The following is a 17698-nucleotide window of genomic DNA, read 5'->3' as shown; positions in this document are numbered from 1 at the left end:
ATGGATATCAAGACAGCCCTGGGGCGTATCGTTGGTCATCTCGACCTGAGCACCGATGAGATGCGCGACGTGATGCGCGAAATCATGACCGGACAGTGCACAGAGGCGCAGATTGGCGCATTCATGATGGCCATGCGCATGAAGAGTGAAAGCATCGACGAAATCGTCGGCGCGGTCTCGGTGATGCGTGAGCTGGCGGACAAGGTCGAACTCAAGACCCTGGACGGCGTGGTGGATGTGGTGGGTACTGGCGGTGATGGGGCCAATATCTTCAACGTCTCCACTGCCTCGGCCTTCGTGGTCGCGGCCGCCGGTTGCACCGTCGCCAAGCACGGCAACCGCGCGGTTTCAGGCAAGAGCGGCAGCGCCGACCTGCTGGAAGCGGCCGGTATCTACCTGAACCTGACGCCGGTCCAGGTGGCGCGCTGCATCGATAACGTGGGCATCGGCTTCATGTTTGCCCAGACCCATCACCGTGCCATGAAGCATGCCGCCGCACCGCGTCGGGACCTGGGCCTGCGTACCCTGTTCAACATGCTCGGCCCGCTTACGAATCCGGCCGGCGTGAAACATCAGGTGGTCGGTGTGTTCAGTCAGGCGTTGTGCCGGCCGTTGGCGGAAGTCCTGCAACGGCTGGGCAGCAAGCATGTCCTGGTGGTCCATTCGAAGGACGGCCTGGACGAGTTCAGCCTGGCGGCGCCGACGTTCGTGGCTGAACTTAAAAATGATCAGATCAGCGAATACTGGGTCGAACCTGAAGACCTGGGCATGAAGAGCCAGAGCCTGCACGGCCTGGCCGTGGACGGCCCGGCCCAGTCACTGGAGCTGATTCGTGATGCCCTGGGGCGTCGCAAGACCGAGAATGGCCAGAAAGCCGCGGAAATGATTGTGCTCAACGCTGGCGCTGCGTTGTATGCCGCCGACCACGCCAGCAGCCTCAAGCAAGGCGTGGAACTGGCCCATGATGCATTGCACACCGGCCTGGCTCGGGAGAAGCTTGAAGAGCTGGGTGCCTTTACTGCTGTATTCAAAGTGGAGAACGAAGGATGAGCGTGCCAACGGTTCTGGAGAAAATTCTGGCTCGCAAGGCCGAGGAAGTGGCCGAGCGCAGGGCGCGGGTCAGTCTGGCCGAGTTGGAAGGCCTGGCGCGTGCGGCGGATGCCCCCCGTGGCTTTGCCAACGCCTTGATCGATCAGGCGAAGAAAAAGCATCCGGCGGTGATTGCCGAAATCAAGAAGGCTTCTCCCAGCAAGGGTGTGATCCGTGAGCATTTCGTACCGGCCGATATCGCCCGCAGCTACGAGAAGGGCGGTGCGACTTGCCTCTCGGTGCTCACCGATATCGATTTTTTCCAGGGGCACGACGAGTACCTGAAACAGGCGCGTGCGGCGTGCAAGCTGCCGGTGATCCGCAAGGATTTCATGGTCGATCCGTATCAGATCGTGGAAGCCCGCGCCCTGGGTGCCGACTGCGTGCTGTTGATCGTCTCCGCGCTGGACGACGTGAAAATGGCCGAACTGGCCTCCGTCGCCAAGGATGCAGGGCTGGATGTGCTGGTGGAAGTGCATGACGGCGACGAGCTGGAGCGGGCCCTGAAAACCCTCGATACCAAGCTGGTCGGCGTGAACAACCGCAACCTGCACACCTTTGAAGTCAGCCTGGAAACCACCCTGGACCTGCTGCCGCGTATCCCGCGCGATCGTCTGGTCATCACCGAGAGTGGCATTCTCAATCGGGCCGATGTCGAGCTGATGGAAGTCAGCGATGTGTACTCGTTCCTGGTGGGCGAGGCATTCATGCGCGCCGAAAGTCCGGGTACTGAGCTGCAACGCCTGTTCTTCCCCGAGCGCGGCACTCCCGTGACGGGTTCGGCGCTGGATTGATCCGATGCCGTCGGCGATCTCCCTTTGCGTCGAAGCCGGCCTGCAAGCCGAACAGGATCTGTTGGCGAGTATCTGCGCTGGCGACGCCGAGTTCGGCCTGCTGTTCTGGCGGCCCAATGACCGTGCGCTGGTGATGCCGCGCCGTTTGAGTCGCCTGCCGGGGTTCGAACTGGCCTGCGAAGTTTCGGCTGCCAACGGTTGGCCTGTGCTGCTGCGCGAAACCGGTGGTGAGCCGGTGCCGCAATCGGCCGCTACCGTCAATATCGCGCTGGTCTACGCGCCACCCCGCAGCGAAGGCGACCATGGCCGGATCGAAACCGCGTATCGCCGGTTGTGCGACCCTATCTGCCAGTTGCTGGATGAACTGGGCGGTGTGGCTTCGTTGGGAGAGGTGGACGGGGCGTTTTGCGACGGGCGATTCAATGTCAATCTCGACGGCCGGAAAATGGTCGGCACCGCTCAGCGCTGGCGTCAGAGCAAAGGTGGGCAGCGCCCGGTAGGTCTGGTGCATGGGGCGCTGTTGCTGGAAAACGAGCGCGAATCGATGGTCACCGCGGTCAACCACTTCAATCAGGCCTGCGGCCTGGAGCAACGAGTGCGGGCCGAGAGCCATATCGCCCTGCATGAGAAATTCCCGGCTCCCCACGCGCTGGAGCGGCTCGAGGGGCTTTATCGGGATCTATTCAGCGCGCAGGTCTAGCGCGTTCCGAACACCACCATGGTCTTGCCTTTGACGTTGACCAGGTTGCGTTCTTCCAGATCCTTGAGCACACGACCCACCATCTCCCGCGAGCAACCGACAATCCGACCGATTTCCTGCCGGGTGACCTTGATCTGCATGCCGTCCGGGTGGGTCATGGCGTCGGGCTGCTTGCACAGCTCCAGCAGGCAACGGGCGACGCGACCGGTCACGTCGAAGAAGGCCAGGTCGCCTACCTTGCGGGTGGTATTACGCAGGCGCTGTGCGATTTGTCCGCTGAGGACGTAAAGAATGTCGGGGTCCTGCAGGGACAGCTCCCTGAATTTGCTATAGCTGATTTCCGCGACTTCACATTCGATCTTGCTTCGAACCCAGGCACTGCGTTGCTGTTCCTTGCCGGCCTGCTCGAACAGCCCCAACTCACCGAAGAAGTCCCCGGAGTTGAGATACGCGATGATCATTTCCCGGCCGTCGTCATCCTCGATCAGGATAGTGACCGATCCCTTGATGATGAAGAACAGCGTGTCTGAGCGGTCGCCTGCGCAAATGATGTTGTGTTTGGCTGGGTAGCGGCGACGCTGACAGTGCATCAAGAGCTTGTCGAGGTTCTTGATCTTGAACGTGGGAGTAATGGCAACCATGGTTGTGTCCCGAAATACTGCGCGATGTGTTGGTCTGGTTTTTTTTTATGGGCGCGAATGGCAAATCGCTACGAGCTGGCGATACGCCAGCGGTTGGGCGCCAGCTTAACAGAGGCACTCCCAATTGATTCGAGAATTTACCTGGATGGAGATGGCCCAGGCGACTTACGGCGGGGGCTGTCATGCCAGGGGGCTGTGCTAAGCTGGCGACCCTTTTTTTAGACAGTGGAGTCTTGGCGATGAAGGCACGCATCCAATGGGCTGGCGAAGCCATGTTCCTCGGTGAGTCAGGCAGCGGTCATGTGGTCGTCATGGACGGACCGCCGGAAGCCGGTGGTCGGAACCTGGGTGTCCGGCCGATGGAAATGCTCCTGCTGGGTGTAGGAGGTTGCAGTAATTTCGATGTCGTCAGCATTCTCAAGAAGTCGCGCCAGGCTGTCGAAAGTTGCGAGGCCTTCCTGGAGGCGGAGCGCGCCACCGAGGACCCGAAGGTATTCACCAAGATCCACATGCACTTCGTGGTCAAGGGCCGGGCCCTGAAGGAAGCCCAGGTCAAGCGTGCCATCGAGCTGTCCGCCGAAAAATACTGCTCGGCTTCGATCATGCTCGGCGCAGCCGGTGTTGAAATCACCCACGATTATGAAATCATCGAATTGGGTTGAATCGACATCCAACCATCATAAAAGCGGTGCAAGCTCTGGCGATCAGAAGCCGACGTCTGCATAATGCGCCACTTTTTTCAGGGCAGTGGTCGGTCTCTTGACCGGTCGCTTGTCTGGACAGACAACCAAAATCGCCATCGCGAAGAGGTGTTAACCGTCCTACGCAGATGCGTCGTTCGCATCTGACGGGCATGCTTGATCACGCGGCCGGGCCGCAATACACAGAGAGTTTTCAAACGGTGAAAAGCAAACTCAAGCTCCATGGTTTCAACAACCTGACAAAGACCTTGAGCTTCAACATCTATGACATCTGCTATGCGGAAACCCCGCAAGACCAGCAGGCCTACGTCGAGTACATCAATAAAGAGTACAACGCCAAGCGCCTCACGCAGATCCTCACGGAAGTTGTCGATATCATTGGTGCCAACATCCTGAACATCGCCAGTCAGGACTATGAACCCCAAGGCGCCAGCGTGACCATTCTGATCTCGGAAGAGCCGGTGACACCGACCGACAGCCAGATCGAAGAGTCCCCGGGCCCATTGCCCGAAATCATCCTGGCCCACCTCGACAAGAGCCACATCACGGTACACACCTACCCCGAGATACACCCGGTGGACGGTATTGCGACGTTCCGTGTGGACATCGATGTATCGACCTGTGGCGTCATTTCACCGCTCAAGGCGCTCAATTTCCTGATCCACCAGTTCGACTCGGACATCGTGACTGTGGACTACCGCGTGCGTGGCTTTACCCGCGACGTGGAAGGCCACAAGCACTTCATCGATCACGAGATCAATTCGATTCAGAACTACCTGTCCGAAGACACCCGCGACGCGTACCAGATGACCGACGTGAACGTGTACCAGGAAAACCTGTTCCACACCAAGATGTTGCTCAAGGATTTCGAGCTGGACAACTACCTGTTCGGCGATGCCACCAGCAACCTGTCCGCTGAACAGCGTGACCAGGTGGAAGAGCGTGTGAAGCATGAAATGCTGGAGATTTTCTACGCACGCAATATGCCGCGCTGAAATTTCGGGTACAAAAAAGGCGACGGATAGTCGCCTTTTTTTTGTTTCCTGATGCATCCCCTAGCTACGGGGACATTTCTATCAGATCCGATAAGTGCTCTTGGTCATGACCTTCGCCAGCAGGCTCATACCGAATTTCACCGGTGCCGGAAAGCGGAAGCCACCGGCTTCCAGTGCACTTTCTGCATGGTGCTCTTCATCTTCGCGCATCTGTTCCAGAATCGCCCGGGACTTTTCATCCTCAGCCGGCAGTTGGTCCAGGTGCTCGTTCAAGTGTTTACACACTTGATGTTCGGTCGCCGCAACGAAACCGAGGCTGACCTTATCGCTGATCAGCCCGGCCACTGCGCCGATTCCGAATGACATCCCGTAGAACAGCGGGTTCAGCACACTGGTATGGCTGCCCAGCTGGTGAATGCGTTGTTCGCACCAGGCGAGGTGGTCGACTTCTTCCTCGGCGGCATGTTCCATCGCCTCGCGTACCTTCGGCAGCTTCGCTGTCAGCGCCTGGCCCTGATACAGCGCCTGGGCGCAGACTTCGCCGGTGTGGTTGATGCGCATCAGCCCGGCAATATGGCGGGTTTGCTCGTCACTCAGTTGCGCGTCCGGCTGCACGATGGCCGGTGATGGGCGGTACGGTTGACCACTGAAGGGCAACAGCGTGCGCATCGCGGCATCGGCTTGCAACAGCAGGCGGTCAATCGGCGAGTAGTGACGTTGGGTAGTCATGCTTACCTCCGGAAAAAATCATGGCGGCCAGTTTAACCCAACCGGCCGCTCAGGATTTGCGTTGGGTCAGGGTATCAACCCGGTGGCCAGTTCATCTGGCGCTGCCCGAGTACGTGCATATGAATGTGATAGACGGTCTGCCCGCCAAGTTCATTGCAGTTCATCACCACCCGGAAGCCGTCCTCGCAGCCCAGTTCAAGTGCCAGGCGCTGGGCGGTGAACAGGATATGCCCGGCCAGGCCCTTGTCTTCTTCGGTCAGGTCATTGAGGGTACGGATCGGTTTTTTCGGTACTACGAGGAAATGCACTGGCGCCTGTGGGGCGATGTCGTGGAAGGCCAGGACCTGGTCATCCTCATAGATGATCTTCGCCGGGATTTCCCGGTTGATGATCTTGGTAAACAAAGTATCCACAGCTGTTTCTCCCTTTGGTTGTGGAAGTCGAGTGTACTGAAGGTTTGGTGGGTGAGCCCGGGTTTCCATTCAAATTTCATTCAGCGTGGGCAGTACGCCTTGTTGATCAGGCCGGCGATGCTCCGCACCATCCATCGCGAACCCAGTCGTGGCAGCGCGGCAAGCCAGCGATTGCGGTGTCCGGGGATGATGATCGCTTGGTTTCTGTCGAGCGCGCACACGGCATACAGCGCCACTTCTTCCGGGCTCATCAGCAGGTTATTGTCCTTGAGTTTCTGTTCGTCGAGATGCGCCTTGGCGAAGAAACCGGTCTGGGTCGGGCCGGGGCAAAGTACCGACACCTTGATTGCGCATTTCTTCAGCTCGACTCGCAGGGCTTCGGAGAAGTTCAGCACATAAGCCTTGCTGGCGGAATAGGTGCTCATCCAGGGGCCCGGCCGGAATGCTGCGATCGAGGCGACGTTCAGGATCTGTCCGCCGCCATGCAAGGCCATACTATTGCCAACGGCATGACAGAGGCGTGTCAGGGCGAGAATATTGACTTCGATCAGGTCCTGCTCGGTCATCCAGTCCTGGCCCAGGAACGGGCCACAGGTACCCATCCCGGCGCAGTTGACCAGCAGGTCGATCTGGCGCTCGCTTTCTTCCAGTTCCAGCAGGAAACCTGAAAGTCGTAGCGGCTCCCCCAGGTCGCAGGCCCGGAAAAGCACTTCCACGCCAAATCGCTGGGTCAGTTCTATCGCAATGCTTTCCAACCGATCACGCTGTCGGGCCACCAGCAGCAGATTGCGGCCGCGCCGGGCCAAAGCTTCGGCCATGGCCAGGCCAATGCCACTGGAGGCCCCAGTGATCAGGGCGTAACGGGTCATGCAGTTCTCCATCGCAACGGCCCGTCGCCAGCGGACTTGACTGTCACCGGAACGAGGGGCGCTTACTGTTCCTCGGAGTCTACAGAAGGTGCCTCTGCCTCGGCAGGTTCTTCGGCTGGTTCCGCAGCGTTTTCATCCATGGATTCGCTGCTTTCGTAGCTGCTCAGCGAGCTGCTGCCGTAGTCCTGTTCGATGGCGCTGAAGACACCAGCCACTGTGGCGAAGATGATCAGCACGATCATGACGAGCCAGAGCGACGCAAGTACCTTCACCCCGGTGTTGTTACGCGGCGGAGGCGGGCCATAGCGATTGGCGCCCTCATTGCCGGGAGCGAAAATGAGCACGAACGGAAAGACGCTGCCCACGAATGGGATGAGGTTGAGCAGCCACAGCCAGCCGGACCAGCCAAGGTCATGCAGGCGCTGGACGTTGAACTGGATGCTGACGAAGGCAAAGCCGAGAAACACGACCGTTGCCAACAAACCGCCGACGATCATTGCCGCTATCGAGCCCGAGGTGAAGATCCATGCCGCCCCGAGCGCAAAGGCCACGCCGACCACCAGCATAACGACCAAGGTCAGGGACATGGTCCAGGCCAGGTATCGCAGACGTCCGATGCGTCCGTCGAAGCTGAACGGCTTGAGCGTGGCGTATTCGGCAACGGCTTCACCGACATGGGCCCGGGGTGGCGCATACGGGGAGGTGGGTTCGATGAGCGATTCAGGGGGGCGCCCGTTTGTTGGGGCCGATGATTGCTGTACCTCGTCGAGATTCAACTGGAGGGCCGGCTCGGCTTCGATGCGTGCATCGATCCCGCTCTGGTTGAGGGCTTCCAGATACTTCTGCGCCTCGGCCTGGGAAAGGTTGCTTTTCAGGGCCACCTTGTGTCCGCCGAACAGTCGCTCGATGGCGCTGATGTCGCTCCTGAACAGATTGGCGAGGTTGAGTTTGGCTGTGGCCGCATCGACACCCGGCAGCAGGGCTCCGTCGAATACGATGTTGAAACGGGTTTCGCTCATGCCGGGCATCCTTGTCTTTGAAAGTTTTATGTTTGATCAGGTCGATTTCAGCGAGGCCATCGGCCACCAAGCTGTACCGCTCGGGCCTGGGCCTCGCGGTATTCTTCATTCAGGCGCGCCACCAACTGGTCAACGCTTGGCAAATCATTGATTTCCCCGACACCCTGGCCGGCGGACCAGACGGTTTTCCAGGCCTTGGCTTCATCGTTCAATGGTTTGAGTTTCGAACCGGAAGCCGCGTCACTTTTGCCTTGCAGGGCGGCCAGGTCAAAACCTGCGGTTTCCAGGCTTTGGCGCATGAAGCTGGCGGGCACACCGGATACGGCGGGAGTATGCACGATGTCTGCGGCTCGGGATGTGAGCAACATCTCTTTATAGGCGTCAGGCGCATGACTTTCAGTCGTGCCGATAAAGCGTGTGCCCAGGTAGGCCAAATCCGCGCCAAGCAATTGTGCCGCCAAAATCTGATGGCCATGGTTCAGGCATCCCGCAAGCAGCACGGTCTTATCGAAGAATTGCCGGATTTCGGCGACCAGCGAAAAAGGGCTCCAGGTCCCGGCATGTCCGCCTGCACCGGCGGCAACGGCGATCAGACCGTCGACACCGGCCTCGGCGGCTTTCTCGGCATGACGACGGGTGGTCACGTCGTGGAACACCAGCCCCCCGTAGCCATGGACGGCATCGACCAGTTCTTTGACTGCGCCGAGGCTGGTGATGACGATCGGCACCTTGTGCTCGATGCAGATGGCCAGATCGGCCTCAAGCCTCGGATTGCTTTGGTGGACGATCAGGTTGACGGCATAGGGCGCCGGGTTCTCCATGCTCGCCAGGCCCGCTTGGATTTCTTCCAGCCAGGCCTTGAAACCACTGCTTTCGCGCTGGTTCAGTGCGGGGAAACTGCCGACGATGCCGTTACGACAGCAAGCCAGCACCAGCTGTGGATTGGAGATCAGGAACATCGGCGCCGCCACGACGGGCAGGCGCAAACGTTGTTCAAGCAATGCGGGTAGCGACATTGGGAGTGCCCCGAACGAAAAGTGCCATTGGTGGTTAGAACGGCCGAACGACGACCAGGATGACGATAGCCAGCAATATCAGCACCGGCACTTCATTGAACCAGCGATAAAAGACATGACTGCGGGTGTTTTCACCCCGGGCGAAGCGTTTTACCTGGGCTCCGCATATGTGGTGATAACCGATCAGCACCACCACCAGGGTCAGCTTTGCGTGCATCCAGCCGCCCTGGCTGAAGTAGGCACCGGGGTTGAGACTGAGCAGCCAGATGCCAAATACCAGGGTGGCGATCATCGCCGGCCCCATGATGCCGCGATACAACTTGCGTTCCATGATGCTGAAGCGCTCCTTGCTGACGCTGTCCTCGCTTTGAGCGTGATAGACGAACAGGCGAGGCAGATAGAACAGGCCGGCGAACCAGCAGACCATGCTGACAATATGAAGTGCTTTGAGCCACAGATAGAGCATTTTTGGTGATTCCCAATTTACGGTAGCTCGATAGTAGTCATTCAGGCGGTCACACGTCACCTTGGCGGTTGTCGACAGGCCGCGCGGCCCCTATCATCGACGGCTTTCCAGTGGGTTCGTTGAGGGCAGGGTTATGGTCAAGGTCGGTATCGTCGGCGGCACGGGTTACACCGGTGTCGAACTGCTGCGTCTGTTGGCGCAACATCCGCAAGCTGAGGTGGTGGTCATTACCTCCCGATCCGAGGCCGGCCTGGCCGTTGCCGACATGTATCCGAACCTGCGCGGGCATTACGATGGCCTGGCGTTCAGTGTTCCGGACATCAAGACCCTGGGGGCCTGCGATGTGGTGTTCTTCGCCACGCCCCATGGTGTCGCCCATGCCCTGGCGGGTGAGCTGCTGGCCGCCGGGACCAAGGTCATCGACCTGTCGGCGGACTTCCGCCTGCAGGACGCGGACGAGTGGGCCAAATGGTACGGGCAACCGCACGGTGCTCCGGAGCTGTTGGACGAAGCGGTCTATGGGCTGCCGGAAGTCAATCGCGAAAAAATCCGCCAGGCACGGCTGATTGCGGTGCCGGGTTGTTATCCGACCGCTACGCAGTTGGGTTTCCTGCCGCTGCTGGAGGCCGGCCTTGCCGATGCCTCGCGTTTGATCGCCGACTGCAAGTCCGGTGTCAGTGGGGCCGGTCGTGGTGCAAGCGTCGGCTCGCTGTATTCCGAAACATCGGAAAGCATGAAGGCCTACGCCGTCAAAGGGCACCGTCATCTGCCGGAAATCCGCCAAGGCCTGCGCCGGGCGGCGGGCAAGGATGTCGGCCTGACGTTCGTGCCGCATTTGACGCCAATGATCCGTGGCATCCACTCCACGCTGTATGCAACTGTCGTAGACCGCTCTGTGGACCTGCAAGCACTGTTCGAGAAGCGTTATGCCGACGAACCGTTCGTCGACGTGATGCCTGCGGGCAGCCACCCCGAAACGCGCAGTGTGCGGGGTGCGAATGTCTGCCGGATTGCGGTGCATCGTCCACAGGATGGCGATCTGGTCGTGGTGTTGTCGGTCATTGATAACCTGGTCAAGGGCGCGTCCGGTCAGGCGGTGCAGAACCTGAACATCCTGTTCGGCCTGGATGAGCGGCTGGGCTTGTCCCATGCGGGGATGCTGCCTTGACAGTGGTCTTGGGCGGCAAGCTTCAGGCTTGCCGCTGCTCTTCTAATAGTTGACCGGTTTTCTAGGAGAAGCGGATAATGCCCGCCATTAGGCATTATGGCGGCGTAAGCGCCGGGAGATATTCAGCATGAGCGTCGAAACCTTCACTCCCACGGCTTTGCAATTCACCCACGGTGCCGCGCACAAGGTGAAGAGCCTGGTCGATGAAGAGGGAAATGATCGTTTGAAGCTGCGCGTCTTCGTGACGGGCGGAGGTTGTTCGGGTTTTCAGTACGGCTTCACTTTCGATGAAGAAGTGGCCGAAGACGACACCATTGTCGAGCGCGAAGGCGTGAGCCTGGTGGTTGATCCAATGAGCTTCCAGTACCTGGCCGGTGCCGAGGTGGACTACCAGGAAGGTCTGGAAGGGTCGCGTTTCGTGATCAAGAACCCGAACGCTACCACCACTTGTGGTTGCGGCTCTTCGTTCTCGATCTGATCGCTGCCGAGCGCTTCAGCAAAACGCCGCAGAGTCTTAAGGCTCTGCGGCGTTTTGCTGTCCAGAGATCAGCCCGCGGGATCAAGCGGGGTAGATGGCGCCGAGTACACGCAAGCCGCGTGCGCCTGTGACACTGGGACGATTTGCCGGGATGTTTTCCAGGCAGCAATGGGCGAGCCACGCGAAAGCCATGGCTTCGACCCAGTCAGGGTCTACGCCGTAAACGGCTGTGCTGCTGACTTTGGTGTTGGGCAGCAGATCGGCCAGGCGCTTCATGAGCGTGTGGTTGCGCACGCCACCACCACAAACCAGTAATTCATCAGTATTCGGTTGGGCGCTTTGCAGTGATTCGACGATGGTCAGCGCCGTCAGTTCGAGCAGCGTAGCCTGCACGTCTTCGGCAGCGAAAGCGGGCAAATGCGACAGATGCCGGGTCAACCAGGGCAGGTTGAACACTTCCCGCCCGGTGCTCTTTGGACCCTTGGTTACAAAGAACGGGTCGCTGAGCAGTGCCTTGAGTAATGTTGACTCTACTTTGCCGCTCGCCGCCCACTGACCGTCGCGGTCGAAATGCTCATTGCGCTGCTGATGGATCCACGCGTCCAGCAATACATTGCCGGGTCCGCAATCGAAGCCGGCCACGGGCTTTTCAGGTTCTATCAGGCTGAGATTGCTGAAACCACCGACATTCAACACGGCACGGTGGCCGATCTGCCCTTCAAACAGTGCTTCGTGAAATGCAGGAACCAGCGGAGCGCCCTGTCCGCCGGCGGCGACATCGCGGCTGCGGAAATCGCTGACGACGGCGATGCCGGTCAGTTCGCTCAACAGTGCGGGATTGCCGATCTGCACGGTAAAGCCCCGTGCTGGCTCGTGACGGATGGTCTGGCCATGGCTGCCAATCGCTCTGACATCTTCCGGCTTGAGCTTCTGGCTTTCGAGCAGGGTGTGGATGCCTTGTGCCGCCAGCCGTACCCAGTTCTGCTGGGCAATGGCGGAGCGGGCGATCTCGTCCGGCCCGCTGCTGCACAAGCCAAACAGCTCGGTGCGCAGCGCGTCGGGCATGGGGATGTAGTGCGTGGCGATCAATCTGATCGCCGGGGTCAGTTCGATCAGTGCGATATCCAGGCCATCCAGACTGGTTCCGGACATCACACCGATATAGAGCGCCATGGCTTAGCGCTTGCTCGAGGCCAGCAAGGTGGCTTTCTCTTGATCCATGCGAGCCATCAGGGGTTGGCTTTGAGCCAGGAAGCGTGCGCGCTCGGCCTTGGCGATCGGGTCGGCCATCGGCAGTTTCTGGCCAAGTGGATCGACGTGAACGCCATTGACCTGGAATTCATAATGCAGATGCGGACCGGTGGACAGGCCGGTGGTCCCGATATACCCGATCACCTGACCTTGCTTGACGGTGCCGCCAGTCTTCACGCCTTTGGCGAAGCCCTGCATGTGCCCGTACAAGGTGCGATAGGTGTTGCCGTGCTGGATGATCACCGTGTTGCCATAACCGCCACGACGCCCGGCCAGCAATACCTTGCCATCGCCGGCAGCCTTGATGGGCGTGCCACGGGGAGCGGCATAGTCGACGCCTTTATGAGCGCGAATCTTGTTCAGGATCGGATGTTTGCGGCCTGCGGAGAACTTCGAGCTGATGCGCGCGAAATCAACCGGTGTACGGATGAATGCCTTGCGCATGCTGTTGCCGTCGGCGGTGTAGTAGCTGCTGTTGCCTTGTTTGTTGGTGTAGCGCACTGCGGTGTACGTCTTGCCGCGATTGGTGAAGCGGGCGGAAAGGATCGGGCCGTTGCCAACGCTCTTTCCGTTGACCACTTTTTGCTCGTAGATGACATCGAACTCGTCGCCCTGGCGAATATCCTGGGCGAAGTCGATGTCGTAGCCAAATACACTGGCCATGTCCATCGTCAGGCTATGGGAAAGACCGGCACGTGCGGCCGATTGCGACAGTGAGCTGTTGATCACGCCATGAACGTACGCGGAGCGCACAGTTGGCTTGGCGGTCACGCGGTTGAAGGCATAACCCTTGTCATTTTTAGTCAGGGTGATGCTTTCAAGGTCGCTCAGCTTGGTGTGCAGATTGGTCAGTTGCCCCTCCGGGTCGAGCTCGAATTCGAGCTTCTGACCGTGTTTCAACTGAGTGAACTGCTTGGCTTGTTTGTCGCTGGCCAGCACTTCATGGACTGATGCGGCGGGCAAGCCAACTTTCTCGAAGAGGGTGGAAAGCGTGTCGCCTTTGGCTACGATCACCTCACGGTGTCCCGGATCTTTCTTCTCTTCCACGGCTGGAGGTTGTGCCTGGGCGGCCTCGGTCGTGTCTTCGGAGCTATCGTCAATCTGCGCAAAAGGGGAGGCGGCCGGTTCGTTTGTGGCTTGAACGGCTTCGGCAGCGTCTTGTTCTTGTGTCAGTTGTTCAGCAGGACTTTCCAGTTCAAGACTCAGAGTCGTCTTTTTGGCTTCAACATCGCTGGAAGGAAACACCAGGAGCGCCAGGCTGAGGAGGGCTGCGATGCCGCTTGCGGCAAGCAGGTGGGTCTTTGGGTAAAGCGGCGGCGCTTTAGACGGTTCTGTGGTCATAAGTAATTTGACTTTTGAAAATATGAATTGGAAAAGATGAATGACATGATGAAGATGAAATAACTGTATAAAATATAACCAAATCCCCTGCGAAGCAAGCCCGCACACGCTCTGCTTGCGGATTGGTGTCCGCGCGCCGGGGAAACCTTGTATTTGGTGCGCGATCTTGTATGGTTGGGGCCCTTTGAATCTGAGCCTTACGGGTCTGTTATGAAGTCGGTTGAAGAGCAGCTAGCGCTGATCAAACGTGGTGCGGAAGAACTGTTGGTCGAGTCCGAGCTGATCGAGAAGCTCAAGCGCGGGCAGCCGCTGCGTATCAAGGCTGGTTTCGACCCGACGGCGCCTGATCTGCACTTGGGCCATACCGTGCTTATTAACAAGCTGCGCCAGTTCCAGGATCTGGGGCACCAGGTTATCTTCCTTATAGGTGACTTCACCGGGATGATCGGTGATCCGAGCGGCAAGAGCGCAACACGTCCGCCGCTGACCCGTGAGCAGGTTCTCGATAACGCCGAGACCTACAAGACCCAAGTGTTCAAGATTCTTGATCCGGCCAAGACCGAAGTGGCCTTCAACTCCACCTGGATGGATCAGATGGGGCCGGCGGATTTCATCCGCCTGACGTCCCAGTACACCGTGGCTCGCATGCTTGAGCGCGATGACTTCGATAAGCGCTATACGACCAATCAGCCAATTGCCATTCATGAGTTCCTCTACCCACTTGTGCAGGGCTATGACTCGGTCGCGTTGCGAGCGGACGTTGAACTGGGCGGTACGGATCAGAAGTTCAATCTGTTGATGGGGCGCGAGCTGCAGCGTGGTTATGGTCAGGAGGCTCAGTGCATCCTGACCATGCCGTTGCTGGAAGGCCTGGATGGCGTGAAGAAGATGTCCAAGTCGTTGGGCAACTATGTAGGTATCCAGGAAGCGCCGGGAGTGATGTACGGCAAACTGGTCTCCATTCCTGATGCGCTGATGTGGCGTTATTTCGAGCTGTTGAGCTTCCGCTCCATGGAAGAGATCAATGCATTCCGCGCAGATGTCGAGGCGGGGGCCAATCCGCGTGATATCAAGATCAAGCTGGCTGAAGAAATCGTTGCCCGCTTCCATGGTGAAGAGGCTGCGGCCAATGCTCATCGTGCGGCGGGTAATCGTATGAAGGATGGCGAACTCCCGGATGATCTGCCGGAGATCGAGCTGTCTGCTACCGAGGCTATGCCGATCGCTGCAGTCCTTAATAAAGCTGGGTTGGTCAAGAACGCAGCTGTGGCGCGAGATCTTCTGGGTTCGGGTGGCGTGCGCATAGATGGTGAGGTTGTGGATCGCACCTATATATATGAGCTGGGTTCTACTCATGTCTGCCAGGCAGGCAAGAAGGCTTTCGCGCGTATTACGCTGAAATCTGAATAGGACTGTAAATAGGTTGACGGCAGATTCTGAGTCTCTATAATTCGCCCCACTTCCGGCGCAGTCGAAACGGAAAACTCTTTGAGTTTCAATGAGTTAAACGTTTTAAGGCGGCGCAGGACTTCAGTTCATCGAAGTCCGGAAGGAGTGGGTAGAGCAGTGTTGTTTGGCTCTATCGACGGTTCGATCGTCTCGGTCGAAAGCGGTGAAAAAGAGGTGTTGACAGCAGCGAGTAACGCTGTAGAATTCGCCTCCCGCTGACGAGAGATCGGAAGCGCAAGTGGTTGAAGTTGATAAGGAAACTTGGAAAACTTCTTAAAATAACCGCTTGACAGTAATGCCAGGCGCTGTAGAATGCGCGCCTCGGTTGAGACGAAAGGCTCAGCCAACCGCTCTTTAACAACTGAATCAAGCAATTCGTGTGGGTGCTTGTGGAGTCAGACTGCTAGTCAACAGATTATCAGCATCACAAGTTACTCCGCGAGAAATCAAAGATGTAACCAACGATTGCTGAGCCAAGTTTAGGGTTTTCTCAAAACCCAAAGATGTTTGAACTGAAGAGTTTGATCATGGCTCAGATTGAACGCTGGCGGCAGGCCTAACACATGCAAGTCGAGCGGTAGAGAGGTGCTTGCACCTCTTGAGAGCGGCGGACGGGTGAGTAATGCCTAGGAATCTGCCTGGTAGTGGGGGATAACGTTCGGAAACGGACGCTAATACCGCATACGTCCTACGGGAGAAAGCAGGGGACCTTCGGGCCTTGCGCTATCAGATGAGCCTAGGTCGGATTAGCTAGTTGGTGAGGTAATGGCTCACCAAGGCGACGATCCGTAACTGGTCTGAGAGGATGATCAGTCACACTGGAACTGAGACACGGTCCAGACTCCTACGGGAGGCAGCAGTGGGGAATATTGGACAATGGGCGAAAGCCTGATCCAGCCATGCCGCGTGTGTGAAGAAGGTCTTCGGATTGTAAAGCACTTTAAGTTGGGAGGAAGGGCCGTTACCTAATACGTGATGGTTTTGACGTTACCGACAGAATAAGCACCGGCTAACTCTGTGCCAGCAGCCGCGGTAATACAGAGGGTGCAAGCGTTAATCGGAATTACTGGGCGTAAAGCGCGCGTAGGTGGTTCGTTAAGTTGGATGTGAAAGCCCCGGGCTCAACCTGGGAACTGCATTCAAAACTGTCGAGCTAGAGTATGGTAGAGGGTGGTGGAATTTCCTGTGTAGCGGTGAAATGCGTAGATATAGGAAGGAACACCAGTGGCGAAGGCGACCACCTGGACTGATACTGACACTGAGGTGCGAAAGCGTGGGGAGCAAACAGGATTAGATACCCTGGTAGTCCACGCCGTAAACGATGTCAACTAGCCGTTGGGAGCCTTGAGCTCTTAGTGGCGCAGCTAACGCATTAAGTTGACCGCCTGGGGAGTACGGCCGCAAGGTTAAAACTCAAATGAATTGACGGGGGCCCGCACAAGCGGTGGAGCATGTGGTTTAATTCGAAGCAACGCGAAGAACCTTACCAGGCCTTGACATCCAATGAACTTTCCAGAGATGGATTGGTGCCTTCGGGAGCATTGAGACAGGTGCTGCATGGCTGTCGTCAGCTCGTGTCGTGAGATGTTGGGTTAAGTCCCGTAACGAGCGCAACCCTTGTCCTTAGTTACCAGCACGTTAAGGTGGGCACTCTAAGGAGACTGCCGGTGACAAACCGGAGGAAGGTGGGGATGACGTCAAGTCATCATGGCCCTTACGGCCTGGGCTACACACGTGCTACAATGGTCGGTACAGAGGGTTGCCAAGCCGCGAGGTGGAGCTAATCCCATAAAACCGATCGTAGTCCGGATCGCAGTCTGCAACTCGACTGCGTGAAGTCGGAATCGCTAGTAATCGCGAATCAGAATGTCGCGGTGAATACGTTCCCGGGCCTTGTACACACCGCCCGTCACACCATGGGAGTGGGTTGCACCAGAAGTAGCTAGTCTAACCTTCGGGGGGACGGTTACCACGGTGTGATTCATGACTGGGGTGAAGTCGTAACAAGGTAGCCGTAGGGGAACCTGCGGCTGGATCACCTCCTTAATCGACGACAGCAGCTGCTCCATGAGCTCCCACACGAATTGCTTGATTCATTGAAGAAGACGATTAGAAGCAGCCGTTAGAGGTTGTAGCTCAGTTGGTTAGAGTGCACCCCACGCTTTGAGGTAAAGAGCAGGGTGAGGTCGGCCTGGTAGCTCGAAATTGGGTCTGTAGCTCAGTTGGTTAGAGCGCACCCCTGATAAGGGTGAGGTCGGCAGTTCGAATCTGCCCAGACCCACCAATTTTGTGTGGGAACGCCTGTAGAAATACGGGGCCATAGCTCAGCTGGGAGAGCGCCTGCCTTGCACGCAGGAGGTCAGCGGTTCGATCCCGCTTGGCTCCACCACTAACTGCTTCTGCTGCTGAAAGCTTAGAAATGAGCATTCCATCGACGATGGTGAGTGTTGATTTCTAGTCTTTTGATTAGATCGTTCTTTAAAAATTTGGGTATGTGATAGAAAGATAGACTGGATGGCACTTTCACTGGTGTTGTTCAGGCTAAGGTAAAATTTGTGAGTTCTCGTAATTGAGAAATT

17 protein-coding genes, 2 tRNA genes and 1 rRNA gene are annotated in these 17698 nt (G+C 57.8%); 11 read left to right on the top strand and 9 right to left on the bottom strand.

Annotation, left to right across the window (positions count from 1 at the left end):
* Genes trpD through LOY67_RS25135 form a run of 3 tightly spaced genes read left to right on the top strand, consistent with a single transcriptional unit; the run spans position 1 to position 2583 of the window.
* Complete coding sequence (trpD, locus tag LOY67_RS25145) at positions 1-1050, top strand: anthranilate phosphoribosyltransferase (protein WP_265064881.1); 1050 nt, start codon at positions 1-3, stop codon at positions 1048-1050.
* Positions 1047-1883, top strand: a complete 837-nt coding sequence (gene trpC / locus LOY67_RS25140; protein ID WP_265064880.1) for an indole-3-glycerol phosphate synthase TrpC — start codon at positions 1047-1049, stop codon at positions 1881-1883. Before trpD ends, trpC begins: the two co-directional genes overlap by 4 nt.
* 4 nt (positions 1884-1887) lie before the next feature.
* Entirely contained in the window at positions 1888-2583 is a 696-nt protein-coding gene (locus LOY67_RS25135) for a biotin/lipoate A/B protein ligase family protein (protein ID WP_265064879.1), read from the top strand.
* Here the strand turns inward: LOY67_RS25135 and crp are convergent.
* A complete protein-coding gene (gene crp, locus LOY67_RS25130; RefSeq protein WP_265064878.1) occupies positions 2580-3224 on the bottom strand; it encodes a cAMP-activated global transcriptional regulator CRP in 645 nt (214 codons plus the stop codon). The two genes, LOY67_RS25135 and crp, sit on opposite strands and share 4 nt — an antisense overlap.
* 239 nt (positions 3225-3463) lie before the next feature.
* On the opposite strand from crp, the gene LOY67_RS25125 reads away from it, so the two are divergent.
* Together LOY67_RS25125 and speD are read left to right on the top strand one after the other, a co-directional pair.
* Complete coding sequence (locus LOY67_RS25125) at positions 3464-3886, top strand: OsmC family protein (protein WP_003206127.1); 423 nt, start codon at positions 3464-3466, stop codon at positions 3884-3886.
* A 239-nt stretch (positions 3887-4125) separates the two neighbouring features.
* Entirely contained in the window at positions 4126-4920 is a 795-nt protein-coding gene (gene speD / locus LOY67_RS25120) for an adenosylmethionine decarboxylase (protein ID WP_024777437.1), read from the top strand.
* Positions 4921-5001: 81 nt separating this feature from the next.
* Here speD and coq7 read toward each other — a convergent pair whose 3' ends face one another.
* The 6 genes from coq7 to hemJ form a co-directional block, all read right to left on the bottom strand.
* A complete protein-coding gene (coq7, locus tag LOY67_RS25115; RefSeq protein ID WP_265064877.1) occupies positions 5002-5649 on the bottom strand; it encodes a 2-polyprenyl-3-methyl-6-methoxy-1,4-benzoquinone monooxygenase in 648 nt (215 codons plus the stop codon).
* 74 nt (positions 5650-5723) lie between these two features.
* Positions 5724-6062 (bottom strand): histidine triad nucleotide-binding protein, encoded by a 339-nt coding sequence (locus LOY67_RS25110; RefSeq protein WP_265064876.1) that lies wholly within the window; start codon positions 6060-6062, stop codon positions 5724-5726.
* An 80-nt stretch (positions 6063-6142) separates the two neighbouring features.
* Positions 6143-6931, bottom strand: a complete 789-nt coding sequence (locus LOY67_RS25105; RefSeq protein WP_265064875.1) for an SDR family NAD(P)-dependent oxidoreductase — start codon at positions 6929-6931, stop codon at positions 6143-6145.
* A 62-nt stretch (positions 6932-6993) separates the two neighbouring features.
* Positions 6994-7950: a DUF805 domain-containing protein gene (locus LOY67_RS25100; RefSeq protein ID WP_265064874.1), complete on the bottom strand. Its 957-nt coding sequence runs from the start codon at positions 7948-7950 to the stop codon at positions 6994-6996.
* A gap of 47 nt (positions 7951-7997) precedes the next feature.
* Complete coding sequence (locus LOY67_RS25095; RefSeq protein ID WP_265064873.1) at positions 7998-8966, bottom strand: NAD(P)H-dependent flavin oxidoreductase; 969 nt, start codon at positions 8964-8966, stop codon at positions 7998-8000.
* 34 nt (positions 8967-9000) lie between these two features.
* Positions 9001-9432 (bottom strand): protoporphyrinogen oxidase HemJ, encoded by a 432-nt coding sequence (gene hemJ / locus LOY67_RS25090; protein ID WP_265064872.1) that lies wholly within the window; start codon positions 9430-9432, stop codon positions 9001-9003.
* Positions 9433-9565: 133 nt separating this feature from the next.
* On the opposite strand from hemJ, the gene argC reads away from it, so the two are divergent.
* Together argC and erpA are read left to right on the top strand one after the other, a co-directional pair.
* Positions 9566-10600, top strand: coding sequence for an N-acetyl-gamma-glutamyl-phosphate reductase (gene argC, locus LOY67_RS25085; RefSeq protein WP_265064871.1), 1035 nt, complete (start codon positions 9566-9568; stop codon positions 10598-10600).
* Between the two features lie 127 nt (positions 10601-10727).
* Positions 10728-11078 (top strand): iron-sulfur cluster insertion protein ErpA, encoded by a 351-nt coding sequence (erpA, locus tag LOY67_RS25080; RefSeq protein WP_003177727.1) that lies wholly within the window; start codon positions 10728-10730, stop codon positions 11076-11078.
* Between the two features lie 81 nt (positions 11079-11159).
* Here the strand turns inward: erpA and LOY67_RS25075 are convergent, their stop codons facing one another.
* Both LOY67_RS25075 and LOY67_RS25070 read right to left on the bottom strand, forming a co-directional pair.
* Positions 11160-12251: an anhydro-N-acetylmuramic acid kinase gene (locus LOY67_RS25075; RefSeq protein WP_265064870.1), complete on the bottom strand. Its 1092-nt coding sequence runs from the start codon at positions 12249-12251 to the stop codon at positions 11160-11162.
* A 3-nt stretch (positions 12252-12254) separates the two neighbouring features.
* Positions 12255-13670: a peptidoglycan DD-metalloendopeptidase family protein gene (locus tag LOY67_RS25070; RefSeq protein WP_265067827.1), complete on the bottom strand. Its 1416-nt coding sequence runs from the start codon at positions 13668-13670 to the stop codon at positions 12255-12257.
* A gap of 210 nt (positions 13671-13880) precedes the next feature.
* Between LOY67_RS25070 and tyrS the strand changes: the two genes are divergently transcribed.
* From tyrS to LOY67_RS25050, 4 genes are all read left to right on the top strand, one after another.
* Entirely contained in the window at positions 13881-15080 is a 1200-nt protein-coding gene (gene tyrS, locus LOY67_RS25065; RefSeq protein ID WP_265064869.1) for a tyrosine--tRNA ligase, read from the top strand.
* Positions 15081-15628: 548 nt separating this feature from the next.
* Positions 15629-17165: ribosomal RNA gene (locus tag LOY67_RS25060) — 16S ribosomal RNA — on the top strand.
* A gap of 161 nt (positions 17166-17326) precedes the next feature.
* Positions 17327-17403 (top strand) — tRNA-Ile (locus tag LOY67_RS25055).
* Between the two features lie 29 nt (positions 17404-17432).
* Positions 17433-17508, top strand: a tRNA-Ala gene (locus tag LOY67_RS25050).
* Positions 17509-17698 lie beyond the last annotated feature (190 nt).

The organism is Pseudomonas sp. B21-056 (assembly GCF_026016325.1).
Lineage (GTDB): Bacteria > Pseudomonadota > Gammaproteobacteria > Pseudomonadales > Pseudomonadaceae > Aquipseudomonas.
The sequence above is the reverse complement of the archived record's forward strand: the minus strand, read 5'-3'. Positions and strand labels throughout refer to the sequence as shown.